Source organism: Candidatus Lariskella endosymbiont of Epinotia ramella (genome assembly GCF_964019805.1).
In the GTDB taxonomy this organism is placed as follows: domain Bacteria; phylum Pseudomonadota; class Alphaproteobacteria; order Rickettsiales; family Midichloriaceae; genus Lariskella.
This window is the reverse complement of record NZ_OZ026472.1, coordinates 1,482,330-1,509,243: the sequence shown is the minus strand read 5'-3', so window position 1 is coordinate 1,509,243 and position 26,914 is coordinate 1,482,330. Positions and strand designations below refer to the sequence as shown.

Genomic DNA, 26,914 nt, shown 5'->3' with positions numbered 1-26,914 from the left:
GACTTGGCGTTACCCGATTCTATGAAGCTTATTACTTTCTCTCTTAAATCTATACCATAGTGACTTGTGCGCATTTTAGCTTTCCTTATAACTTAATGCATAGGCTAATGCAACTCAAATAACTATAACGCCAATTCTGGATAAGGCTATATTTTTTGGAAGTTATATAAGGTAGGTATACAATAGATAATACCTGTGCTACATAATTTTTTTATAGAAGAAGCATGGCACAGGTATGAAGAAAGATATAACAGAATTATATTGTTTTGTAGATGATTTTTGCAAAATTTATTCTGCGCATGAGAAGAGCAAGTTATTGCCGTCTTTTGCTCAGAGGAATCGTTTATGCTCAATGAGCCTTAGTGAAATGCTGACAATTGTGATAATGTATCACACATCGCATTCAAAGAATTTTAAGTATTTTTATAAAACATATGTGGAATATCTTCATAAGAATGATTTCCCAAAAGCTGTAAGCTATAATCGCTTTATTGCGCTGATGACAAGACTTTTTATGCCATTAAATATACTCCTGCACTTATTATTCGGCGAGAAAACAGGTGTGTATTTTATGGATTCTACGCCGATTAAAGTTTGTCACGCAAAAAGACAATCTAGTAATAAAGTTTTTAAAGGCATCGCCAAATATAGCAAGTCCACCATGGGTTATTTTTATGGATTTAAATTACATTTAATTATCAATGAAAAAGGCGAATTTGTTGCTTTGCAGATCACAAAAGGAAATGTAGATGATAGAGTCCCAGTTCCCAAATTAACAAAAGATTTGCTTGGTACAGTTTACGTAGATAAAGGCTATATAAAGCAAAATCTGTTTCTCAATTTGTATGAAAGAGGTCTTAAAATGGTGCATAGCATAAGAAAAAACATGCAAAACAAATTAATGACCCTCAGAGATAAAATTTTACTCCGAAAACAAACTATAATAGAAACTGTATTCGATTATTTAAAAAATAAAATGAATATCGAGCATACAAGGCACAGATCTCCTATTAACGCATTTGTTAATATTCTTGCTGCTCTTGTTGCTTATGCCTTCAAGAAAAACAAACCATCTTTAAATTTTAACTTTCATCCCTTGTAAAATATAGCCTTATCCAGAATTGGCGTTATAGTTTCATAAAATCCATAAGGTTTTTGGCAATTTTGTCAATTTTTCTGCAGATCAAGATAAATCCTATATTCCTTAGAGTGATGATGCAAGGACTTTAAAAAGTCCTTGTTTATTATTTTATCCTTCTAAAATTGCAAGCAAAATATAAACAATTTTAAAGGTTAGTCAATAGTGACTTTGTAAGGAGTGTCAGTTACTCCAGCAATATTCACTTCTGTAGTAATAGTAAATGGATTCATATCATCTAAAAAATAATCTATTTCTAAAAATGCAGCTTGAAATCCTCTTGTTATTTTAGGTAACTCTGCTGTTATAACACATTGTGAAATGCCGTCACATTGATAATCAATATTTATAGAAGAATATTGTGCGTCACAAAGTTTCTCTGTAAACCATGAAGCAATATATTTCTTGGCGAAAAAATACCAAAGGCTAAGCTTTTGATAAGGAGAATGATTAATCTGAAGACATCTAAAATCTCTAGACTCTTCATTATAAGCTCTCCAGAGTTTTACATTTTGTGGAGCTGCAGAAGAGTGTAACACAATTTGTGAAGGGAAAAACTCCCAAGAAACTTGCGGCAATGCAACTTTATTTAATTGCAAAGATAGGTATCTCTCAACAGCATCTTGTACGACCACATCTGTTTTTAACAGTGTACCTATTTTCCCTCCAAGCAAGTAGTGAGCAGCGTTTGGAATATACCTAATATAATTTTCTTTCCCCGGTAGTATGTTAAAGTAGAAGCGCGAAGAATCAGGCGTAAAAAAATCATCTCCACTTGCATTTATTATATATTTTGCTATTCCAAGCCTATTTAAATATTTCGTATCATATTCAGGTTTAAGGTAGCTTAATGGATCTTCTATATCCATTAAATACTCGCCGTTTTTCGATTGCAGAGCCTCTATTACTCCTTCATTTATATAATCTTTAAGAGCGATAGGACATGTGCCACCATATACAGAACAAATATGGTGTATATTTTTTCTTACGTTTAGAATATCTATTACAACTGGCATCAATGCAGAAACACGTTCATCCTCAAGTGCGGCAAGCCACGCAGCCCACCCTCTTTTTGAAGCTCCAGATAATATAAAATTTTTGATTTCTATACGAAACTCTAATGATACTATGTCTTCTACAGCATCCATTCCTTTCACTATAGATTTAGCCATTGGCAGGTGACCAGCGAGATATGCATTTTGTGCAGGATCTTCCATTACTTTTCTATATGTGTACGCCAGTATTTGATCCTCACGTTTAGGAAGAGGAGAAGCTTGATCTCCGAAAAAAATATATTGGTTTGGAACATTGAGTAAATTAACAACAATTATGTTATTTCTCTTTGCAAGCCCTATAAAATCTAGCTGTTCAGGAGAATCTTGAAATGTCTCATTTCCTTTTTCATCTATGTTGTTACCACCGTTTACATACATAAAGGCAGTGTTGTGTAAAACATTATCAGGCTTGTAAATAATTAACCTATGATTCCATAAAAATGCAGGATCATTTTGATTTTCTATTGGCCAAAATTGCGATGAAAGAGTGTAGGTGTGTATTTCTACACCATCTGCGATGCTTGTGCTTATGCGTTTGAAGTTGTAAGCACCATCTTCTCTTTTTATAAAAGAGCTAAGTATGTTTTGAAATTCTGAGTTTGTACTTAACTTGTTTTTCTTTTCTGCAGAAGAGAAAAATGCGTTTTGAGATTTTGTAAAATCAGATTTTATACAACGCTCTTCTACTATGAAATTCTGATTATGTACACCAAGTTTTCCAATATCTGGCGAAGAATCTATCATGTAATTAATAATTTATTTAATTTTGTCACAAAATCTACTGGATTACTTATTGGTTCCCCTGCTATTAAACATGCCTGCCCAAAAATTATTTCCACCATTTCAGATTCTCTTTCTCCAGCTAAACCTTCCGATACACTTTTCATAATCTTTATAAGCAATGGATGCAGTGCATTTACCTCTAAAATTTTAGCAGAGCGTTTGTTTAATTGTTTTTGTTCAATTAATAAATTTTCCATCTTGATATTCATGCTTCCTTCAGAAATAGCAAGACAAGCTGGACTTTCTACAAGCTTAGTAGAAAGTCTGACATCTTTTATTCTATCGCCTAATACATTTTTGATATATGCCTTTAGTGCTTCCTGCTCAGCGTCATTATGATTGCTAGCTGTGCTTTTACTGTCTTCTGGTAATTTTTGTATTTCGTCTAAATTAATATCGGAAACCAAAATAGATTTCATAAACTTGTTTTTATATTGAGAAATAACATTTACCCAGAATTCATCTACATGATCAGTCAAAAGTAAGACTTCTATGTTACGTTTTGCAAATCCTTCAAGTTGCGGATTTTGACGAAGTACATCCAAGTTTTGTCCTGTAATATAATAAATTTCGCTCTGTTCCGAATGCATTCTATCTACATATGTACTTAGGTCAATGAACTCATCACCAGATTTAGTTGAATAAAATCTACATGCATCAAGCAAATCCTCTTTTTCTTCCAACGCAGGTTCACATAAGCCTTCTTTCATAACTTCACCAAAGCTCATCCAAAATTCCTTATATAATTCCGGATTTTCTTTTGATGCTTGCTTTAATGTGCTTAGTACTCTTTTTACAACTGATTTGCGAATTTTATGTACAGTTGCGTTTTGTTGCAAAGTTTCTCTGCTAATGTTGAGAGGTAGGTCGCTGGAATCTATGATACCTCTCAAAAACCTCATATATCTTGGGATTACATCAACGTCATCTGTGATGAAAACTTTCTTTACATAAAGTTTCACTCGTGCACTTCTATCTGGATGAAATAAATCAAATGGAGCCTGTTTTGGGATAAAAAGTAGATTAATATATTCAAGATTTCCTTCCACTTTATTATGAATTGTAAATAATGGTTCACCAGGCATATGTGCCACTTTGTGGTAGAAATTTACATACTGTTCGTCTGAAATCTCTGATTTAGGTCTAGTCCAGATTGGGGAAGAAGAATTAATTACTTCTGGCTCTCCATCATTTTCTATAAGCTCTATTGGAAAGTCTATATGATCAGAGTATGTGTTGATTATATATTTGATTCTATATGATTCTAGGAACTCGACATCTGAAGGTTTGATATGTAATTCTATAGATGTTCCATGTGGCATTTGTTCTTCTAAAGTTGTAATTTTATATCCTTCTTTGCCGTCAGATTCCCATAGATAAGTTTTTTGCTCAGAGAATTTAGTGGAATACACTTTTACTGTGTCTGCTACCATGAATATAGAATAAAACCCTACGCCGAACTGCCCTATTAAGCTGAGATCATTACCGTTTTTACCAAGTTGCTCTAAAAATCTCTGAGTGCCAGAACTTGCAATTCTGCCCAAATTTTCTATCAAATCAATCTCATTCATTCCGATGCCATTATCAGAAATGGTTAGAGTTTGTTTGGATTGATCTATTTTTATAGTGATTTTTAATACTTCTTCAGAGCCGAGTTGTGAGTTTTGTGTCATCTCATAGCGAAATTTATCACATGCATCTGAAGCATTTGATATCAATTCACGTAAGAAAATTTCTTTATTTGTATATAAAGAATGTATCATTAAGTGCAGTACTTTCCCTATCTCTGCATCAAACTTTTTATTTTGTATATGGTTGGTAGTACTCATAGAGATATTCATTGTTTATTTAATTAACTACGGTATGTATCACAATGTTCCACGTGGAACATGATAAAAGTACTTTAGAAACTCACTTGTACTTTAAAAAAATCGTGCTATTAAAATCCTCATGCGTGTGCTTTATAGGAAGTTTTATATTAGAAAGAATATTTTGATTACAAACTATTTATGTCTAAAGCTAATTTTATCAGTTGAGCATAATAAAAAGTTTGTAAAATTGACACCCTAATAAAATTGGTGCATTTAAAATGTTTTGCTCCTTATGTATTTTATATACATATACGTCTATATTATTTCTAGTTCCTGCTGAAGCCTAACTTTATATAATTAATAATAAATTGTAAAATTCAATTATGTATAATGCTTTGCAATATATGGCTAAAGCACCGTAAAAAAGTCATGCTAAATTTTTATCTTTTTGATAAATTTGAAGTCAGCTTTTTGCCTGAAATAACAGTTATATTACAGATTACAAGCAAATAAAAATTTATTCTAAATACTCGCTTGCCATCCCTATTTTATAGTGCTTTAGCTATATACGTTTAAATATCAAAAATATGTTCCACGTGGAACATATTAATGCATTACACTTTTTACAAGTTACTTTATATAATACTAAACATCGCTATATTCAAGAGGAATAGTGCTAAAATCTATTACCTAAAATTATCACGACTCATTATCCAACCACCACCTAGTAGTCTTGAATCATTATACATTACACAGGCTTGACCTGGTGCGATTGCAATATAGTCATCACATAATAACACCACACGATTTTTGCCATCATACTCTCTATAAACTCGAGCAGGACTTCCCAAATGTCCAGAGCGTATCTTGACTACACACTCAATGCCTTCATCTGGAATACTACCTTCATATAGACAATTCAAATCCTTTATAAAAAATTCTGGTGATCTTAAATCTGACCTAAACCCTACCCATATTTGCCTTTTTTCGGGCTTTATTTCTAGTACATATAGTGGTTCAGAATGACCACCTATATTCATTCCTTTCCTTTGTCCAACAGTGTAATGAAAAATTCCTTTATGAGTTCCGATAATAGTGCCATCTTTAAAAAGTATATCTCCAGGTATAAATGCGTCAGGGCGCATCCTCTGTATTAAATCTCCATAACCACCACTCGGCACAAAACATATATCCTGACTATCAGGCTTCTCTGCAATATCAAGCCCAAATTTCTTAGCAAGAGCTCTTGTCTCAGATTTATACATACCACCAATCGGAAACATTAGATAATTTAGTTGCTCTTGAGTAGTGGTAAATAGAAAATAACTTTGATCTTTTGCGCTATCTATACCTTTATGCATCTGTGCATTATCCGCACCGCTGATTTTGCGTACATAATGTCCTGTAGCCAAAGCATCAGCATCAAGATTTTTAGCAACATTGAACAAATCATTAAATTTTACTTTCTGATTACAACGCACACATGGAATAGGTGTTTCACCTCTTAAGTAACTTTCTGCAAAATCATCAATGACTCTTTGCTTAAATATGCTTTCATAATTTAATACGTAATGTGGAATGTTGATTTTTTCTGCTACCATCTGTGCATCATAGATATCAACACCTGCACAACATGCTCCCTTTTTTTGTAAAGCAACTCCATGATCATAAAGTTGTAATGTAATACCTATGACCTCATGTCCTTCATTTTTCAACATTGCAGCAACAGTAGAGCTATCAACTCCGCCGGACATTGCAACAACTATTTTCTGTTTTCTAATCATTCAACAAAAACTAATTAGTAATATACTTGTTCCACAGACTTTACCTCTGGTATATAATGTTTCAACATATTTTCAACACCACTCTTTAGCGTAAACGCAGAGCTTGGACATCCTGAGCAAGCTCCATATAACTTGAGATATACAACACCATCTATAAAGTCATGATACAAAATATCACCACCGTCTTGAGCAACAGCTGGACGCACCATAGTCTCTATAAGATCTTTTATCTTTTGTACAACTTCAGAATCAGATGAATCGCCATTAGATACAGCATGCTCATCCAAAATATATCGCTTCAAAATAACAGGATGTCCAGCAACCAAATGATCAGTAATAGCACTTACAATTAGTGTCTGCAAAGTATTCCATTCAATATCAGCTGCTTTTGTTACTGATATAAAGCTATCAGTGATAAATAAATTATTAATACCACTTAAAGAAAATAACCTCTCTGCAAGTGGCGAAATAGCTACTTCATCACCTATAGAGAAATTGAAAGTTTGGCCTGGTTCTAAAATCTCTGCATCTGGAATGAATTTCAATGTGCTAGGATTAGGTGTAGCCTCTATTTGTATAAACATAAAAATACTCAACTATAGTTATAAACACATCTATTTGTTAGCATAAGTTTTTGTAGGCATAAAAATTTAGTTTAGCTATCATAAACAAATATATCGAAATAATCAAAATTTTCTATTATTACTAAATGCAGTTGTTATCCCAACTCTCCAACTCCAAAAATAACAGAACACTGTAGCTTGATCTTTTTTGAATTTAAGCACACTCCTGATTGCTTTGCTTCTAGTATAGCTAAACTCAAATCTCAAAATATGCAGCAAATATATACTGTTACTTGGGGAATTGCTATCATTTGAAAATATTTTAGAGTACGCCGCACCAAAAGTCTCAGAAGCAGCATAAAATGATGCCCCGAGTGTCAAAATAGTGTTTTAAATCAGTAAGAAAATGTTGTAAAAGACCCAAAAAAACTTATGGATTTTATGAAAGTAGCATTTGCAGCATAGGGCCAATTAATATATCTGAAAATTAGCGCAGGGCAGATCTAAAAGCTAATTTTTGTATATTTAACTTCTCCGCAAAAATTTATTTGCGCAATAAATCAATTTTGGGTAGATAGACTTTAGAGATTCTAGATAGAACATAGAAGTTGAAGATATTAATATATTGTGAAAGCAAAATCGGCAGCGTGCTGAAGCATTTGGAATTTATGAACTCAAGGTATAACTTTAGATTTGAAATTTAAAGCTTTGTCGGCAGTGTCATATTAATCAGCGACTCTGGCTTAAGAAATTAGAAAGAGTCAATTGCATATTCTTTATAGTACATTAATGTGATTGAGGAAGTATTTAGGGATTTGTCTACGAAACTCATCTTCTAGTAGTGATAACAATTCTATACCTTGATTTTCGATAATTAATCTTTTTTCAGCAAGAGAAAGTTTCCCAGAAATATGCCTGAAGTTTTCCACGTGTACAGCAAGTTCTATTGTTCTATGATTCTTCTCATCAGAGTGATCAAGTCTAAATCTTACATCATAGACACCATAATAACTCTCGACATGTGTACTCTGTATTTCATCTTTTATCTCATTTATTGCAGCATTATCTATCACAACTTTTAATTCTCTAGAGCCGCCTACAGCTTTGAACTTCTTCCTTACCATGTCGACCAATCTAGATTGAGGCAATACATCCAACAATGCATTCTCTGAAGAATTCTGAGACATATTCACAATCTTAATTTTATCAACTTTACAAACATAGAAATTATTTATCAATTTTTGAGAGTCTATAGTTGTTTTATTTGTATCTTTGTTACATCCAAGCAGCATAAGACTTACGAGCAATAATGATACAAAAAATCTACACATAGCCATTTAAAAATATTGCATAAATAAGATATAAATAAAAAGATCGCTTAGATATATAATCAAGAAAGTTGAAAAGTGTTATAGAGTGTATATGTAGCTTGAAATTTAAAACATCAAGTTAAACTTGAGTGCCATATTTCTAATAAATCCCAACTCTTCATTTATTAGAAGTATATAACTCTCGACATAAAACTAGTGCAGCTAAATAACTAGCATAACTAAATTTCATTTAACTGCATTGTTGCAACGACTATAGCAATCAAGCTACGCAATAATAAGATAAAAGTTTAAAAACATAACAAGCAAATTATCAGATTCTAGCTTTTTATTTGTATTTTAAACAAATCCTTTAAATTGCTTCGCTCTATATGGTCTTCCTAATTTTTTCAGGGCTTTTGCTTCAATCTGTCTCACACGTTCTCTGGTAACAGAGAACTGGTGTCCAACTTCTTCCAGAGTATGATCTTGAATAGAAAGCCCTATACCAAACCTCATTCTCAGGACTCTTTCTTCTCTTGGTGTTAGAGATGCTAAGACTTTAGTGGTAACGTCACGCAAATTAGAGCGTACAGCGACATCTAGAGGCTGCAATGCATTTTTATCTTCAATGAAATCACCAAGGACACTACCTTCATCATCACCAACAGGATTTTCAAGACTCATAGGTTCTTTAGCTATCTTTAGCACCTTTCTAGATTTGTCTACATCTATATCTAATTTTACTGCTATTTCCTCAGGTGTAGGCTCTCTTCCCAAATCATGTGTCATTTGTCTTGCAGTGCGCAGTATCTTATTGATTGTTTCTATCATGTGCACAGGAATCCTAATTACCCTTGCTTGGTCGGCTATAGACCTAGTAATAGCTTGTCTAATCCACCAAGTTGCATATGTAGAAAACTTATATCCTCTGCGGTATTCAAATTTATCTACAGCTTTCATCAACCCTATATTTCCTTCTTGTATCAGATCTAAGAACTGCAAGCCGCGATTTGCATATTTTTTAGCTATAGAAATTACAAGCCTTAAGTTTGCTTCTATCATCTCTTTTTTAGATTTAGCAACCATCCTTTCAGCCTTTTGTACTTCCGCAACAAGCTCCTTAAAGCTTGCTACATCAATTGACCAAACTATTGCCATCTGCTTAATTTCATTTCTAATCTCATCAATTTTGCTTTCATTTTCAGAAATGAACTTGCTGTATTTAGGATCTTTTTTCAAGCTAGAAATCCAATTCGGATTTAGCTCTTCTTTTGTATATTTATTCAAAAAGTCTGCTCTATCTATCCCATAAGATACAGCTAATTTTAACAACTCTGTTTCAACTTGAATCAGTTTTTTATTATTTTGATAAAGCTCACTAATCAATGCTTCTATATTCATCTCATTCAATCGCATCTCAAGCATAATATCAGAAAGCTGCGATATTAAATCCTCATATGTTTTTTGTTGTTCAGCTGAGAAAGCTTTTCCAGTTAGTATTAGATCTAATTTTTCTTGTTGTAAAACCAGAAGCTTACTACCTAAATCCACAACACTATTAAACAATGCCATTATCTTTGGTCTTAGTTCAGTTTCCATGCTGAGTATAGAAGCATTCTCATGTCTCTCATTTTCATCGATATCCTCTATCTCTGAATCCATATTTTCATTCTCAGACAATTCTTCATCAAAATCGCCCTTTCCGCCTTCTATGCCAAAACTGTCTTTATGTAATTCTTGTGAATATGTAGCATCAAGATCTATCACTTCACGCAGCATTATAGTATCATTCACAAGTCCTTCATACCACCTCATAATTGCTTTGACAGCAAGTGGACTTCTACATAGATGTGCAATCCTTCTTCTCTTCCCTTCTTCTATGTTTTTTGCAACTTCAACTTCCCCATCTCTAGTTAAAAGAAGTCTGTACCCCATCTCTTTGAGATACATCCTCACCGGGTCATTGCTACTTAGAGCTTCAGCTTCATCAACATCGTTTTCTCCTTTAGTAGTAAAAGAGTTTTGTGGTTTTATAGAAACATCTAGATCTATAGTATCTATGTTTTCTTCATCTTCGCGAGCCTGAGAAAGGCTGATTCCGGCATCACTAAAGAATGACATTGTGTCATCTACTTTTTCTTGACCTGCACTTGAAGTAAGAATCTTATTTAATTCATCATAATTAGCAAACCCTATATCCTTGGTTTTTTCAATGAGTTCTTCCAAAGTTTTCTTAGTAGCAGCATTTTTATTCTGCTCTTTTTCTTTTCGCAGGTTATTACTCACAGCCAGTTCACCTCCAATGTGATAAATACTAGGTTAATCATCAAAATTTAATTGAAGCAAAGTTTAGTACTACGCAATTTTTAGCTCATTCTTATAACGCAATTCATATGACTTAAGCTGTAAAAGCCTAGACATAAGCTCATCACTCGGATTTTGCAGCAATTCCTGTTGCGTTTCTTCGATCTGAGAGCGCAATATTAGTAACGAATGTACACGAAATGCTCTAGTCAAAACAGCTCTTGCTTCATCTATAGAGCTACCTATATAAACACTTGCTTCTGCGGCTCTACTCAATATTGTACTTTTTATTCCTTTTATAGAATCAAGCTCGTTATTACAATTATTGGCAGAGCGCTGCAAAACGTAGTCCCTAATTTCGCTAAATAGACCAAAATCTTTAGCTTCAAAGTTCACAAACTCATCATATATCTCGTGTTCATTCAACAATTCAGGAAATTTCAACAATACACACAAAATGGCCATTATATGACTATTTTCTTTATTCATCAAGAATTTCATTTGACTAGCTAGTACTGCAGAATGCGCTACATTTTTAGAACTACTATTAAATTTACTGTATCGTTTTTTAAAAAATAAATCTAAAAAATATCGCCTATATTCGATGCTTAGTGCTTTATCCTTTATAGAAGCTGCAAGATTTATTAGTGTATTTTTAAACTCTACTTGAGATTCTGGAGTTGATAATTTTCTTGCGCTAGATTCGGTTGCAAAAAGAAAATCTACAAGTGATACACTTGAATTTAATACTTCTCCGAGTCTTTCCATATCACCTCCAAACTTGTTTATAACCTCGTCGATATCTTTTCCGTCTTTCAGCATCAAAAATTGTAACGATTTTTGAGGAGTAATATCTGGTAAAACCTCAAGAGCTATACGTTTTTGAGCAGTAAGACCTGCATTGTCAGAGTCAAAACATATAATAGGATTTTTAGATATATTCCAAAGCAACTCAACATGAGATTTTTTAAAACTTGTTCCAAGTGGCGCAACAGCGTTTTTAAATCCAGAGCCTGCAAGAGCGAGCACATCCATATATCCTTCAACTACAAAGATCTCCCGCGCCTTGCGCGCAGCCTTTTCTGCTTCATGAAGTCCATACAGAATATCGCCTTTATGAAATAGTGGATTTTCAGATGAATTTATATACTTTGGTCCATAATGACTACTGTTTATCAATCTACCACCAAATGCTATAACACGCTTGCTACGGTCAAATATAGGAAATATCACACGACCACGCATCAAATCTTTAAGATTGCTTAAATCTTTCCCAAATACAGAAGACAAAGCAATTTCTTCGAGGGTAAATCTTTTTTTCAAATATGAAAATATTTTGCTTGAGTCATATGGAGCAAGTCCTAATCTATATAACGCTATAATATCGGTTTTTATCTTTCTAAGGCACAGATAATCCAGCCCGGAAGTATCATTTTGCGAATATAAATGATTTTGGTAAAATTTTGTTATTTCTTCAAAAATTGCATAACATACTTCTTTAGTTTTATCTCTGCTTTGCTCATGCTTTTTTTCTAGTTCGACACCAGCCATGGCCGCCAGCTTCTCAAGTGCTGTCTTGTAATCTAGTCCTTCAAAATCCATTATAAATGAAAAGATATCTCCGTGAGCCGCACAGCCGAAGCAATAATAGAAGCCCTTAACGTCACTTACAGTAAATGATGGTGTGTTTTCTTGATGAAACGGACAGAGACCCAAAAATTCGCCACCACCTTTGGGCTTCAGCTTGACGTATTGTGAGATAAGAGACGAAGGCGCAATCCTTGCTTTTATTTTATCCGAGCAAGCCATGCATAAACCTTAAACAAATAATAGTTGAGTTAGTTAACCTATAAACTAAATGTAAAAAAGTAAAGCGTAATTGCGTGCAGATTAAGCACGGTATATCTCGTTAACTTCACGTTTATCATTTACGTATTGCAAAGTAATATTTAATTCTTACGTATAAATAGAAAACAAGATAAAAGCAAGCTGCGTCTATACACTCTAATTTACTCAGGTTTTGCTATACTTGTAGATGAGCTGTAGTTCAACATACATTCTTCATCTTCTGCAATGAGTCCTAATTTACTTCTAGCGAGTTCATCTAAAAAATCAATGTCAATACTTTCTGCATATAACATATGAACTTTGTTTTCTAAGGCGATTTGTTCGGAATTCAAAGAATCTAAAATACCTTCTTTTTCAGCGATTATATTTTCGTATCCAAAATAAGAAAATAATCCTCTATTTCCTGCAAACATATGATACGTGAAATATATCAGCATTGCGCTTAACATGAAAGAAATAACTAGAGGTTTTTTCAACATACGTTAGTCTCAAAATTACAGTATATAATATAACTTTCTATTTCTTGAGTTGTATAGCAGTGAAAGAAATTCATTGTCAAAATTAATGATTAATATAAAAGTAACATTAGCAAAAGCTATACTTGTGGCCCAAAATGCTCTACATCATAAATAGTAGGTAAGTGAAGCACTATTATATAGTGCTGGATTATATTTTGTAAATATTCTATCATCTGCACCGTTAGTATGATAAAATGGTGTAGCGTTTTTGTTTTATTTATATGCTTTTATTTGCGCGATATAGTTGTATGAGTTCTATGTTTTTAAGTAGTGTCAAACTAAATTGCTATGTTTAATGTGTGTTGCTCAGGTAGAGTATTAATATATGAAGATGTGATTGTAACAGCAGTTTAGCTTTTTATAAAAATTCCAATCTTTGATCGTTTTGTTATTAATTAGTTGACAACTTTTATGTTTAACGCTTTTTTTAGTTTATTTTCGCTGGATATGGCTATAGATCTGGGGACGGCGAACACTTTGGTTTATATCCCAGGAAAAGGGATAATGTTAGATGAGCCTTCCGTAGTTGCATTGTTAAATCATAGAGGTACGATGGTTCCATATGCATTTGGACAAGAAGCAAAGATGATGCTTGGACGTACTCCTACAGAGATTCACGCTATAAGACCATTAAAAGACGGAGTAATAGCAGATTTTAAGGCTGCTGAAGAGATGGTTAAACATTTTATCATAAAAGTTCATGATAAAAGTTTTTTTGCAAGACCAAGAGTCATTATATGCGTTCCATACGGTTCGACACCTGTTGAAAGAAGAGCGATACAAGATGCGGTGGAGAGTGCAGGAGCAAGAGAAGTATATTTAATACAAGAACCTATGGCAGCTGCTATAGGAGCAAATCTTCCAGTTACAGAGCCAACTGGTTGTATGGTTGTGGATATAGGAGGAGGAACTACTGAAGTTGGGATTATATCACTTGGCGGGGTTGTGACTGCAAAGTCTGTACGTGTCGGTGGTGATACAATGGATGAAGCAATCATCTCTTATATAAAACGATATCATAATCTGCTTATAGGTGAATCTACTGCCGAGAAAATTAAAAAAGAGATTGGCTCTGCAAATCCAACTTCTAAGATGAGTAAAGCAAACAGTATGCAGATTAAAGGCAGAGATCTACTGCATGGAATTCCAAAAGAAATAGTACTGACAGAAGAAAAAATAGCGGAAAGCTTGCATGAGCCAATTAACCAGATTATAGCGACTGTGAAGACTGTGCTTGAGTCTGCGCCGCCTGAACTTTCATCAGACATAGTGACTCGTGGAATAATGCTGACAGGAGGTGGGGCCCTGCTCAAAGGCTTAGATGTAGTAATACAATCTGCAACTGGGATTCCCGTATATATAGCGGAAGATGCGCTAACATGTGTTGTGCTTGGAACTGGAAAGGTGCTTGAAAATTTCCAACTTTTAAAACACGTTTTATTTAAACAAGATTAATTCAGATAAGAAATGAGCTTAGATTTTAAAAAGTATTATAACGATTTGTTATTTTTGCCGTTAGGCGGTGCCGGAGAGATTGGCATGAATTTAAACCTTTACTACCATAAAGGAAAATGGCTAATGGTAGATTTAGGTATAGGATTTGCAGATGGTAACTTCCCAGGAGTAGATGTAGTTGTTCCTAATGTTAGTTTTATATCAAAATATGCAGAAGATGTAGTAGGACTTGTATTAACGCATGCGCATGAAGACCATATTGGAGGAGTGCAATACTTTTGGACAGATTTCAAATGTCCAATATATACAACGAAATTCACATCAGAAGTTCTAAAAGCAAAAATGCTTGAAGCAGGGTTGGGACATGATGTTGTTATACATGAAATGTTGTCCAACAAAAAGGTTGATATAGGACCTTTTAATGTAGAGATGATTCATATTACTCACTCTATTCCTGAAATGAATGGTCTAATGATAAGAACAGATAAAGGAAACATATTTCACACAGGAGACTGGAAGCTTGACCGTGATCCACTAATTGGACAAGCAACTGATGAAGTAAAGCTCAAGTCACTTGGTGATGAAGGAGTTTTGGCTATGGTCGGGGATTCAACCAATATATTCAATCATGGTTGGTCAGGGTCTGAAGGAGCGCTACAAGAGAGCTTGCATGAGATAATAAGCGGCTTTGAGAACAAAATGATTGTTATAACAACCTTTGCTTCAAATATAGCAAGGCTTTCTGCCATAGCGACGGCAGCAGCAGAGTCTGGTAGGAGGATAATACTTGCTGGCAGATCTCTTTGGAGGCTTTATAGAGCAGCAATCGCTTCTGGATATCTCAAAGATTTGCCAGAATTTTTACCAGATTCTCAAATCAGCCAATTTAAAAGGCATGAGGTTTTAATAATTTGCACAGGTTGTCAAGGAGAGTTACTTGCAGCAACTAATAAGATAGTTGATGAGACGCATCCAAACATTAAACTGCATGAAGGAGATGTTATAATCTTTTCTTCTAAGATCATCCCAGGAAACGAGAAGAAAATATATGCGTTATTTAATAAGTTTTGTAGAAAAGGTATAGAAGTTCTAACAGAGAGGGATCATTTTGTACACGTCTCAGGTCATCCTGCTAGAGATGAAGTATCTAGGATGTATGATTTGATTAGACCTCAAATTGCTATTCCTGTGCACGGTGAAGCAATACATATTCATGAGCATGCTAAGCTTGCTAGGTCAAAGGGTTGCAAACATGCAGTGGAGATTGCAAATGGAGATGTATTCCAAATAAACTCACCAAACCCTATAAAAATAGGAGTAGTAGAGTCAGGTTATACACTTGTAGATGGATATTGTTTGATAGATTCAGATAGTACAATCATAAGAAAACGCCGTTCTATGCGCGATCATGGGTTGGTTGTAGCTAACTTACTATATAGTAAGAATGTCATGGTGAAAAAGCCGAGAATAAATGCGCCAGGCGTTTTGGAGTATTCTACTGATAGTGAACTTTTAGACATGATATCGAAAGAACTAAATTCTGCGCTTAAATCTTCGGGTCGTTTGCCAGATAAGGCAATAGAAAAAACTACAGTGAGTATAGTGCGCAGTATATTAAAACAACAAATAGGCAAAAGACCTGAGATAGTAGTAAATATAATAAGGGTTTAATATAGCAACTTTCTATTTAAAAATTTAACGCTTGATATACTTATATCAAGTGATCTTGCAATGTATTTTGCGTGAAATATGTTAAAGAATACATTGTCTATCCGCCAAAAATTTATATACGCAAACAAATCAATTTTGGTGGAGAAGTGAAATGTGCAAAAATTAGCCCAGGATTCTGTCATGTACTAATTTTTGGCGGATAGACTTTCTCATGCTGCCATAAAAAATCACAATAAATTAACACAGATATCATCAGCTGAGTAACAAAACACACAATATAAAGTTGCGCCGGCATTTCAAAAGCTAAAATGCATGCTTTTGGCGGACAGACTGACTAATTGATCCTGTGCCTAAGTAAATACTGCTTTTATAAAATCAGTAAGGTTTTTGCGTTTATTATAACATTTTTTTACGGATTTAAAGCGCTATTTTGACACTCGTGGCATCATTTCATGCTTGTTTTGAGACTTTTAAAAGCGTGCTTACTAATTAATGTATTTTTGCATATAAGCTAAACATCAAAGTAGGATGTGACTTTCTAGTCGACTGAAATAGAGTTAAATTTTCGCCATTTTGATGCAATTTGAAAGTAGCAAAGTGCTGTTTCTAATGGTGTAGAATCTTTGATTAGCTCCGATACAACATTATTTTTATCTAATTTATAGTGAGAGTACAATTTTTGTGGCTTTAATATAAAAAGCGATTTATCTGTCAAGTATCCAAGCTTTTGATAGTTTGAAATAAAGCTTCTGTTTATGTCATCTTTTAATGCATTCTTTCCATAAAATGTGCTGTTATAACTCATGTTTAACATTCCGAGTATTGTAGGTGCTATATCAATCTGACTAATTAGTTGATCAACATACATGCCAGAGTATTTTGTAATATTAGACTCCTTCTGAAACTCTATTCCAGCGGCACATTGCTTTGTCATATCCTTAACTTCAGGATGCTCATGTATTTTTTGTACACTGTGCTCCACAGCTCCATATGCTCCTTTCACTTGCTTAACTGGAACAAATTTCCGAAGAAGTCTATTTTCCTTTTTGTTTTCTAAGCAATTTAGCTTTGTTGATGAATCAATAGTTGGAATAATTTTAGGCGCATAAATAATCATGGGTATTTTATATTTGACAGGGTCTAATTCTACTTTTCCAGCACTATTTGCAGTATGATCAGCTGTTATAACAAAAATTGTATTATCAAACCAGGCTTGAGTTTTAGCATTTTCAATAAATTGTTTTATTGCATAGTCTGTATATTTAATAGCTCCTTTCCTTTTATTATTTAATGGAGTATCTATTTTGTTATCTGGATATGTAAAAGGCGTATGATTTGATATTGTCGCAATCATATTAAAGAAAGGCTTATTTCTTGAGTGCGATTTGTTGCTCTCTCTAATCACTTTATCAAATAAATCTTCATCACAAACTCCCCACGCATTTGAAAATGTTACTTCCTCCTCCGCAAAATTACTTCTATCTATAACTTCATATCCATTATTCGAAAAAAAGTAACGCATATTATCAAAGTTACTATCTCCACCTTGTATAAATTTACTTTCATATCCTTTGCTATTTAAGATATATCCTAATGAAAATAAATTCTCATTATGTAATCTTTGGATTATTGCATGGCCAGGAATTGGGGGTATTGATAAGTTTAGCGCGGAGAGACCATATGCTGTTCTTATTCCAACTGCATATAAATTAGTAAATAATATTGATTCTTTGACAAGGTCATTTAAATAAGGAGTTAGATTCTGTTTATCACCAAAAGCAGATAAAAATTCCGCGCTCAAACTCTCAACAACTATAAGCATTACATTATATCTTTTTTCAGGACCTTCTTCTTTTATCTCTCTCATAATGACATCATTAAGAAATCTGCTATTTGGAGTTATGATTTCAGCTCTTAAACGCTTTAGTAAATCCTTTTCTTCTCTTTGTAGATAAAAGTCATCATATGAAAGTTCACTTTCTTGAAGTGCAGAAAGCAGCGCATGGTACCCATTTTTTGCAATTTCATTTAGATACTGGTTATTAATATCATGTAGATACTGCTCAGAAGTAACATATAAAAAGATTGCTAAAGCGCATAGTGCAATCCAGCGATATAAAATAGTGATATTAAAACATAAAAGACTATTTATATTCTTTTTCCATAGATTCATTGATAAAAGAAATGTAGTAATCAAAGGTAATATAAGCATTGTAGAGAATATTACATATAAAGAATATGATTCTCTGATATTTGCTATCACCTCTTTTGTATAAATCAAGTAATCTATCGCAATAAAATTAAAACGATTATGAAATTCAGCCCAGAAAAAATATTCTGCTGTTGCTATAAGGTATACGAATGAAACAAGAAAAAATAATACAATTACACTATATAATCTAGAGAACGCTACTTTTTTGAATGGAATGGAGAGAAAAGCAAAAGTTATAGTAAGAAGGCATGTAAATATGCATATATCCTCTATAGTTCCACATAAAAAAACATAAAATATACAACATTGATCTTCCTTAATATTATGGTATTCGCTAATTATCAGCCATAAGCGGACACAAAACTGTATCAAAAGAAAAAAAATGAAAAAAGGCTTGATGAGTTGCAAATGGAGCAAATAGTGCCATTTTATATACATTATGTCTTTTAATCGAAGTGACCTGAGAATTTGCAAGCAATAAACCATTCTCTAAAATATTTAACAAACAATCAACATATCACAGTCCCTTATATCATCATAGTAATGTAATGCAAACAGTATTATAGATGCATAAATGAGATTTAATATACTCTTAATATATCAAAATATTTGCAATAATCGTATTGCAAATATAAAAACTCCATAAGGATTTATAATTAGCTTGAATAATACGTATCGTAAATTGTATCCTTAAAAGGATTTGTATGTAATATGATATATTCGCCTGTTATATATACTCATTATATTGTGACTTTTAGATATAATAAGGTGATTATGCTTTTTATAATTTACTTATGGTTAGATAGAGATAGATTCATGTTTAATTGATATTAAAATCGCAATATCGGCGACATATCGCTTGATAATATTAAGTTTATATAAAGTTTTATTTATAATTAATTTTATATTGATAGAGTGAGATATGAGAGAGTTAGAAAAATTAGTAACAATTAAAAGTTATGGCTGGGCAAATATACTTGTAAATCTGGTGAGTCAATACACAAGTAACGATAAATATTTTAGGTTCTTAATTGATGCAATGGAAAGAGAAGGAATTAAGCTGGAACAGATTGTATCTCTTACTCTAACACTTGCTCTGCAAACTCAATCTGGTGATGTGGTACGGAGGCTTGTATCATTTCTAGAAAATTCAGAGCATAAACAGCATATTTCACCTGAACAACTTTTTAATACACTTAAAAGTAAGTTAAGCTTTGTTAATATAATCCAGAGTCTTGCTAAAAATCCGAATATGGATCTAATAGACCTCTTGCATAACCTATTTAAAGCTCAAAGTTATAGATACCAGCAAGTAAATTAAACCTTAAACCGAATCGTTTTCTTCTGTTCCTATAACGATCAGCGATAATTTTAAATCGTTTGATCATGCCTATGACGTTTTCATTTAAAACACGTTCACTAGACAATTGACGATTTTTCTTTTTATCTTTCCTGCTTAGTGGTCGCTTTTTTGTCTTTTTCTTTGGTAACTCTGAATTATAATGCAACTTATCAATGCCTTGATAACCAGTATCTGTAAGAACTTTAATCTCAGGGTGGATGTGAACTCCGGATTCTTTAAATAACCTGAAATCATGACGCTTGCCATTAGAAAAATTAGTGCAAATGATTTCTTTTTTCCTTTTATCCACAATAAGCTGAGTTTTTAGAGTATGTCGCCTCTTTTTTCCCGAATAAAAGTGCTTCTGTTTTTTTTAGGTCGTTCTATCGGTGTTTCAGTAGCATCAATTAACACAAGTTCGTATTCAGAATCGCTTTTTAGTAATGCTTTACGTCCAGGTAGTGAAAATCGTTTATCTTTAATTAGAGTATCTTCAATCCAACGTATATTACGATAACAGGCACTTTCACTTATTCCATAACTGCGGGAAATATGAAAATATGTCCTGTATTCACGCAAGTACTCAAGCGTCATGAGTAATCGATCTTCTAAAGCCAATTTATTGGGTTTTCCACCTTGAGACTTTAAAATAGCTTCAGCTTCTTTTAATATACTTAGTATAACTTCAAACGTTCCTCGTTTAATGCCAGTAAGCCTGCGAAACTCTTCTGCGTATTCATCTTTGATGTTTTCAAACTTCATGTTATCCTTGATAAAATCAAGGATTTTAATCAATTTATATGGTTATGCAAGAGGTCTAATTAATGAGGTTGAGTTTTTAGCTTTGCGGGACGCGAAATTTAGCGGAGCTTTTAAGAAAGCAATAAAAACCGCAAATTACCATGCTATAAGAGAAGCGGTCTCTAATCCAAATCCAAAAGTCTTAGAAATGCTGCAGCCATATGCAAAGCCACAAAACAGTAAAATGAAGAAAATAGAACAAGATATTCAGAGGGTAATATTACTAGAGAGTGCTATATATGAGGATACTCAAGTGTTTCAAGAACGTTACAGAGAATTTATACAAAATGGAGATAAGGTAGATTGGGTATTTTTTATGGAAGCACTGCGTAATGAAAGTGCGGAGAACGCTATATTTCTTACAAAAGAAATGAGTGAGAGTGAACTAATCAATATCATATCTGAACATGCTTATTTCTTACTACGCTCAGCACTGCGCAATAAAAATACTGAATGTTTGAAATGGTTATTGTCTGAAGGCTTTGAAAAAGCAGATGTGGATTTGGCTTCAGTTTTATCGGATGGCTCATTTGCTATATTTGCTGTTGCAGCAAAAAATGAGAACCCAGAAATGGCAAATATCTTATTTGATATAGCTAAGAAGATACAAATGAGCGAGAAACATACATTATACAATATTGCAATAATGTGTGAAGCATATGCAATATACGTGGATGCAAGGTATACAAAGATTGCAGGTATGATATGGGAGGACACACCATTAGAATGGCGAATTTTATCAAATAAGCGTTTAAATATATCAGGTGCCAGTTCAGTAGATTCTATAAATTACGATATGGCTAAATGGCTGATACAGAGAGATATACAAGTGAATAATTAGATTATGGAGTTTGACTGGCGCATCGCACATATAGTATTGGAATACAGAAGTTTATTTAACAAACATACGATCTACAATCATACTTCAGCTCCAATTGTATCCAGCATTCAAATGCTTATTTATAAAGAGAGTCACGAAATGCGGCCTGAGGTCGGTAGCCAACTGATGCTAATGTTTATTCAGAGGCATATATTAGAGATTATGGATAGTGGCACTGATAAAGGATTTAAACTAGGTTTCATGCCACAGACAGTATACAGCACTGCCGCATCGCTTGTTATATACCTTGCAGGCAGAGATGACATAACACATGAACAAATTCATTGGACGATAAAAGAAAGCTATAAACTCTCTTTGTATGAGAAGTACATACAAGACCTAAATTTATATTCAGATGGTTACTATCATACAATTTTTACAATAAGAGAGTTATCTTTTATTCGTAGTGGCTTAAGACTTGAAGCGTTTGAAATACTAAAGGCATGTGCTGTTACAGAACAAATTTCTTCAGAAAAAGAGGTTTTGGATATAGTGAAAAGAGAAGCTATGCATTATTTATATCACGACGTCGTGTTGTTGTTGCCGAAGCTTTCTTATATTCCTAATAAAATAATAATGGAATTTTTAGTAGGAAAATTACAAGAAGAAACTTTTACACACATTATTGGTGTAACAAAGTTTCCGTTAGTTGGTGTAATACCAAGTGACTTTTCTATAGCTGGATATATCAAATATAACAATGGACGTGGTCTCAGCTTTTATCAAGATTTACATAAGATTTTTGGTGATAAAACATTTGATTTATTAACCGAAAGATATTTAAACGAACAGGAACGAGAAAATATTTATTCTTTGGCAACTAAACAGCTCTCTAAAATTATGAAGATCAACACGATTGTTGAACATTTGATGCAAGCTCCATATAAAACATCTTTTTCTAAAATAATAATGACGCTTGACCCTAAGGCTCAAGCTCAAAGCGATTACAATATGAAATATCAGCTATTAATGAGCATTAAATTCCATTTTATAATTCGTGCTATAAATGAGGCAGAAAACATTGCAAGAATGTATAACATAGATATCGATGCAACAGAAATGTTGTATGATACTCTCTTACAAAGAGAACAAAATGATGGAGAACATATTGCTATTTTACAGCCACAGCAAAATTTTAGTCAAGACAGAGGATTCAATGATAGCGGAGAACGGATCAATCCTATGCAAATTAATGTAAATGAAGAGTTATATGATCAGAATATGTTCTTTTCAGCTATGGATTACTTTAGCAACCTTTAAAAAACTAAAGTGGTTTCGTGCAAAAAGTAAGAGCATATAAATATTGCTCAACTCCTTATATTTATATAAAACTCTTAAAGAGATTTATACACTGATTTAGTCTATTCATCAAAAATGGGTTTGCTGGTACGCATGCCAAAAGCCTCAAAACAAGCATAAAATGCTGCGTGGAGTATCAAAATAGCGCTTTAAATCCGTAAGAAAATGTTATAAAAGACCCAAAAACCTTACGACTTTTGTGAAAGCAGTGGTTGCGGCAGCACATGAGCAGTCAACATACCCAAAAATTAGCACAGGGCCGAATCCTGAGCTAATTTTTGGCGGATAGACTTTTTTTAGGTTTAACCTTTGTATGTGTATAAGTACAATACTAACTCTTCATTTTTCCAGCTTGGTATACTCAAGAGAATTGACGATAAAGCTTCCTGCGGCGTCTGACAGATTCTGCCCTTTCTCTTACTCTCGCCTCAGAGGGTTTTTCATACGCTCTTTTCGTCTTCATGACTTTAAATACCCCCTCGTATTGCATCTTTTTCTTGAGAGTTTTTAATGCATAATCTATGTTATTGAATCTTACTATAATCTGTACCAAGAACCTTACGCTCCAATCCGCAAATGTTGATATTTATAAAACCAGAGTGTTACTTGCAAATACAATAACCAACTCTGAACCAAGCTATCACATTTTAAGTAATTAATAGCGATATGTCAATTGCGTAAAATGCAAAATAAAGCAATGTTTTTCAGATATAAAATCATCGTAGAGTATGACGGAACAGGTCTTTCAGGATGGCAAAAGCAAAAACATAGCAGTTCAGTACAAGAATGCATTGAAAATGCTATAAATAGTTTTACGCGAGAGAATGTCACAGTATACGGGGCTGGAAGGACGGATGCAGGAGTGCATGCTCTTGGACAAGTTGCGCATTTCGATCTCACAAAATGCTTAGAAGAAAAAGCAATAAGGAACGCAATTAACCATTTTTTAAAACCAAATAAAATATCTATTGTAGATGTTAAACACGTTGAGAATAGTTTTCATGCTAGATTTGACGCAAAACAAAAAGTGTATACATACAAAATATTAAACCGAGAAGCGCCTAGCCCAATATTAAAAAATAAAGCATGGCATGTTAAAGAATATCTAGATATAGATAAGATACAATCTGCAGCAAATTTATTAATAGGCAAATATGATTTTTCTAGTTTTAGAGGGACTTCATGCCAAGCAAAATCACCAATCCGAACTATAGATTACATTTCGGTATGCAGAGAGCGGGATATAATTAGCATATCAATTGCAGGAAGGTCATTTTTATATAATCAAGTTAGGATTATCACAGGTTGCTTGCGCAAAGTAGGAAGTGGAAAGATTAATAATGAAGACATAAAAACAATCTTACTTTCAAAAAATAGAAGTAATGCCGCAGAAACTGCACCTGCATACGGTCTATATTTGTCAAAAATATTCTATGATGCTTGAAATCTTTGACAAAACACTGTCTGGTAGTGTATCCGTCACTCTAATTTGGCATTTTTTATAATAAAGAGAAAGAACAAGGAGAGATATGAATACTACTTTACTTTCGAAAGAAAGCCATTCTACAACTCCAATGATGAAGCAATATTTCAGCATCAAAGAAGCGCATAGAGAATATATGTTGTTTTATCGTATGGGTGATTTCTATGAGCTATTTTTTGAAGATGCAGTTATAGCATCAAAGGAATTAGACATAGTACTTACTTCAAGAGGGAAGCATATAGGAAATGACATCCCAATGTGCGGTGTCCCTGCACATGCTGGCGATGGTTATTTACATAAATTATTAAAGAATGGTCACTCTATAGCAATATGTGAACAATTGGAGTCTCCTGAAGAAGCTAAAAAACGTGGATATAAAGCAGTAGTCAGAAGAGAAGTGACAAGGATTATAACACCAGGCACTCTTACAGAAGAAACTTTGCTAAGCGCAGGTAGTAATAACTATTTATGCGCAATTGCTGTGCAAGAAAATTTAGTTTCTATAGCTTGGATCGATATTTCTACTGGAGATTTTAGCGTATCAAGCGTTGAGCTTGCCTCACTTTCACCAGAGCTTGCTAGACTTGCACCAGCTGAAATCATAATTTCTGACAAATTAACTGCTGATGAAACAGTAAGCAAGATGTTGCAAGAAAGTAGTGGAACACTTACGCAGCGTCCAGCAAGTATATTTCAGTATGATCGCAGCGAAAACAGAGTAAAACATTTTTTTGGGCTTGCTAGCACAAGTGGTCTTGGCTCATTTACCAAAAATGAAATAGTAGTAACGGGTGTATTGCTTGAATATCTTGAACACACCCAGAAAGGAAATTTACCAAAGCTGACAAGACCTAAAAAGGTGCAAAATTCCGATTATATGATGATTGACCCAGTCACAAGACGGCACCTTGAAATAGATCAAAGCGCTCCAAATAGGCAAAATTCGCTGCTGCGCATTATTAATAAGACGATAACGGCTGGAGGCTCAAGACTGATGAATATATACCTTGCCTCTCCACTTGTAAATCCGGACGCTATTAATAAAAGGCTAGATAGCTTGGAATATTTTTTTAATAATTATGCAATAATGTCTGAAATTAGAGAGGAACTTAAAAAATTTCATGATATAGAGAGAGCGCTTCTTAGAATATCGACGGGCCGCGGTACTCCAAGAGAGCTTGCCGCAATAAACTTAAGCATGAGAGTGGCAATAAACATTGCAGAGCTACTGAGATTTTCAAATACAGAATTAACAGATGGTATTAATTCATTAATATCTCAAATCGGTGTTTTTGGAGATATACTTGACGCACTACAAAATGCACTTGCACCAGATGCTATATCCGGTTCCAATGACGTTTGTTTTTTGAGAAAAGGTTATTCAAGACATTTAGATCAGCTATATGCACTTCAAGATAGCACTCTGAAATCGATTGAAACGCTTAAGTCGAAATACCAAAATATATCCGGAATAAACAACTTAAAGTTGGTGCGAAATAATATAATAGGCTACTTTATAGAAGTCAGTCCAAGCAACGCACAGAAAATGCAAGATCAGATTTTTATACACAAGCAGTCACTAGGTACTGCAATTCGGTATACCACTGAAGAACTAAAAAAACTAGAAACAGATTTACTAGTGTCTTCTGAAAAGATCAAAAACTTAGAACAGGAACTGCTGCAGGAGCTATGCGCAAAAACTCTTGAGGTATCTGATGAAATTTTCTTAACAGCAGAGAGCATTGCAAATCTGGATGTTATTACGACTCTCGCGTATATTGCTAAAAAAAACAACTATAGTAGACCATGCGTAGATAACAGCCAGAATATTACAATAACAAAAGGAAGGCACCCAATAGTTGAGTCTAATACAGCAATTCAATTCATTGCAAATGACTGCTTAATAAATGAAAATAGTCATATGATTTTATTAACTGGCCCAAATATGGCTGGAAAAAGTACTTTTCTCAGGCAGAATGCCCTAATAATAATTATGGCACAAATCGGCAGTTTCGTTCCAGCGGAATCAGCAAGAATCGGCGTAGTAGACAAGTTATTTAGCAGGATAGGCTCAGGTGATAATATATCAGCTGGGCAGTCAACATTTATGACTGAGATGCTTGAGACATCCTATATTTTGAATAATGCTACAAAAAATTCGCTTCTGATATTAGACGAAGTAGGTCGCGGGACTTCCACATATGATGGTGTTGCAATCGCATGGTCAGTTCTTGAGTATATACATGATAATCTAGGTAGCAGAACCTTATTTGCAACACACTATCATGAATTAACGGAGTTAGAAGGAATTATAGATAAGCTTCTATGCTATTCTATGAATGTAAAGGAATGGAATTCGCAGGTTATATTTTTGCACGAGATAGTAATCGGAAAGGCAGACAAGTCATATGGCGTACATGTAGCAGAACTTGCAGGAATGCCACAAAAAGTAACAAAAAGAGCTGCCGCCATATTAAATGAGCTCACTTCTAAAGAGCGCAATACAATATTATCAATACAAAATAAAAAATCGGATATAGAAGCTCAAGAAATCGATAAGCTTAGACAAAAAATTGGCAATATTGATATTGACGCAATCACCCCAAAAGATGCATTATCTATACTTTATGAACTAAAAGAGTTGGTATAACCAAGGG

General features: G+C 33.7%; 19 protein-coding genes. 8 read left to right on the top strand and 11 right to left on the bottom strand.

All coding sequences use genetic code 11. The features are described from left to right. Window positions 1-235 precede the first annotated feature (235 nt). Window positions 236-1,102 carry an IS982 family transposase gene (locus tag AACL20_RS06470; RefSeq protein WP_339051891.1) on the top strand — a complete coding sequence of 289 codons (867 nt, stop codon included), beginning with the start codon at window positions 236-238 and terminating at the stop codon, window positions 1,100-1,102. 191 nt (window positions 1,103-1,293) lie between these two features. On the opposite strand, the gene AACL20_RS06465 is transcribed toward AACL20_RS06470, so the two are convergent. From AACL20_RS06465 to AACL20_RS06430, 8 genes are all read right to left on the bottom strand, one after another. Then, window positions 1,294-2,937, bottom strand: coding sequence for a PhoPQ-activated protein PqaA family protein (locus AACL20_RS06465; protein ID WP_339052094.1), 1,644 nt, complete (start codon window positions 2,935-2,937; stop codon window positions 1,294-1,296). Beyond that, window positions 2,934-4,805: a molecular chaperone HtpG gene (gene htpG / locus AACL20_RS06460; protein ID WP_339042691.1), complete on the bottom strand. Its 1,872-nt coding sequence runs from the start codon at window positions 4,803-4,805 to the stop codon at window positions 2,934-2,936. Before htpG ends, AACL20_RS06465 begins: the two co-directional genes overlap by 4 nt. 668 nt (window positions 4,806-5,473) lie before the next feature. Continuing rightward, window positions 5,474-6,571 carry a tRNA 2-thiouridine(34) synthase MnmA gene (gene mnmA / locus AACL20_RS06455; RefSeq protein ID WP_339052093.1) on the bottom strand — a complete coding sequence of 366 codons (1,098 nt, stop codon included), beginning with the start codon at window positions 6,569-6,571 and terminating at the stop codon, window positions 5,474-5,476. Between the two features lie 14 nt (window positions 6,572-6,585). Beyond that, window positions 6,586-7,155, bottom strand: coding sequence for a NifU family protein (locus AACL20_RS06450; protein WP_339052092.1), 570 nt, complete (start codon window positions 7,153-7,155; stop codon window positions 6,586-6,588). Window positions 7,156-7,910: 755 nt separating this feature from the next. Then, window positions 7,911-8,426 carry a hypothetical protein gene (locus AACL20_RS06445; RefSeq protein WP_339052091.1) on the bottom strand — a complete coding sequence of 172 codons (516 nt, stop codon included), beginning with the start codon at window positions 8,424-8,426 and terminating at the stop codon, window positions 7,911-7,913. Window positions 8,427-8,801: 375 nt separating this feature from the next. Next, window positions 8,802-10,730: an RNA polymerase sigma factor RpoD gene (gene rpoD, locus AACL20_RS06440; protein ID WP_339052090.1), complete on the bottom strand. Its 1,929-nt coding sequence runs from the start codon at window positions 10,728-10,730 to the stop codon at window positions 8,802-8,804. A 69-nt stretch (window positions 10,731-10,799) separates the two neighbouring features. Next, window positions 10,800-12,557, bottom strand: a complete 1,758-nt coding sequence (dnaG, locus tag AACL20_RS06435; protein ID WP_339052089.1) for a DNA primase — start codon at window positions 12,555-12,557, stop codon at window positions 10,800-10,802. Between the two features lie 200 nt (window positions 12,558-12,757). Further along, the gene (locus tag AACL20_RS06430; RefSeq protein ID WP_339052698.1) at window positions 12,758-13,033 is read right to left on the bottom strand and encodes an FtsB family cell division protein; all 276 of its coding nucleotides are present in this window, start codon (window positions 13,031-13,033) and stop codon (window positions 12,758-12,760) included. A gap of 492 nt (window positions 13,034-13,525) precedes the next feature. Here AACL20_RS06430 and AACL20_RS06425 point away from each other — a divergent pair, with 492 nt between their 5' ends. Both AACL20_RS06425 and AACL20_RS06420 read left to right on the top strand, forming a co-directional pair. Next, on the top strand, window positions 13,526-14,569 hold the full coding sequence (locus tag AACL20_RS06425) for a rod shape-determining protein (protein WP_339040934.1): 1,044 nt from the start codon (window positions 13,526-13,528) through the stop codon (window positions 14,567-14,569). A 12-nt stretch (window positions 14,570-14,581) separates the two neighbouring features. Beyond that, window positions 14,582-16,240, top strand: coding sequence for a ribonuclease J (locus tag AACL20_RS06420; RefSeq protein WP_339052088.1), 1,659 nt, complete (start codon window positions 14,582-14,584; stop codon window positions 16,238-16,240). Window positions 16,241-16,778: 538 nt separating this feature from the next. On the opposite strand, the gene AACL20_RS06415 is transcribed toward AACL20_RS06420, so the two are convergent. Then, on the bottom strand, window positions 16,779-18,824 hold the full coding sequence (locus tag AACL20_RS06415; RefSeq protein WP_339052087.1) for an LTA synthase family protein: 2,046 nt from the start codon (window positions 18,822-18,824) through the stop codon (window positions 16,779-16,781). A gap of 550 nt (window positions 18,825-19,374) precedes the next feature. On the opposite strand from AACL20_RS06415, the gene AACL20_RS06410 reads away from it, so the two are divergent. Further along, window positions 19,375-19,773 carry a hypothetical protein gene (locus AACL20_RS06410; protein WP_339052086.1) on the top strand — a complete coding sequence of 133 codons (399 nt, stop codon included), beginning with the start codon at window positions 19,375-19,377 and terminating at the stop codon, window positions 19,771-19,773. Here the strand turns inward: AACL20_RS06410 and AACL20_RS06405 are convergent. After that, a protein-coding gene (locus AACL20_RS06405) for an IS5 family transposase (protein ID WP_339051669.1) occupies window positions 19,736-20,556 on the bottom strand; the annotation gives its coding sequence in 2 pieces (ribosomal slippage) (window positions 19,736-20,169 and window positions 20,169-20,556; 822 coding nt in all). The two genes, AACL20_RS06410 and AACL20_RS06405, sit on opposite strands and share 38 nt — an antisense overlap. On the opposite strand from AACL20_RS06405, the gene AACL20_RS06400 reads away from it, so the two are divergent. Continuing rightward, window positions 20,555-21,436 carry a hypothetical protein gene (locus AACL20_RS06400; RefSeq protein WP_339052085.1) on the top strand — a complete coding sequence of 294 codons (882 nt, stop codon included), beginning with the start codon at window positions 20,555-20,557 and terminating at the stop codon, window positions 21,434-21,436. The genes AACL20_RS06405 and AACL20_RS06400 overlap by 2 nt on opposite strands. A 201-nt stretch (window positions 21,437-21,637) precedes the next feature. Beyond that, a complete protein-coding gene (locus AACL20_RS06395) occupies window positions 21,638-22,735 on the top strand; it encodes a hypothetical protein (RefSeq protein WP_339052084.1) in 1,098 nt (365 codons plus the stop codon). Between the two features lie 400 nt (window positions 22,736-23,135). Here AACL20_RS06395 and rpsU read toward each other — a convergent pair whose 3' ends face one another. Continuing rightward, window positions 23,136-23,327, bottom strand: coding sequence for a 30S ribosomal protein S21 (rpsU, locus tag AACL20_RS06390; RefSeq protein ID WP_339041114.1), 192 nt, complete (start codon window positions 23,325-23,327; stop codon window positions 23,136-23,138). Window positions 23,328-23,456: 129 nt separating this feature from the next. Between rpsU and truA the strand changes: the two genes are divergently transcribed. Both truA and mutS read left to right on the top strand, forming a co-directional pair. Continuing rightward, a complete protein-coding gene (gene truA / locus AACL20_RS06385) occupies window positions 23,457-24,218 on the top strand; it encodes a tRNA pseudouridine(38-40) synthase TruA (protein ID WP_339052083.1) in 762 nt (253 codons plus the stop codon). Window positions 24,219-24,303: 85 nt separating this feature from the next. Continuing rightward, window positions 24,304-26,907, top strand: coding sequence for a DNA mismatch repair protein MutS (gene mutS / locus AACL20_RS06380; RefSeq protein WP_339052082.1), 2,604 nt, complete (start codon window positions 24,304-24,306; stop codon window positions 26,905-26,907). Window positions 26,908-26,914 lie beyond the last annotated feature (7 nt).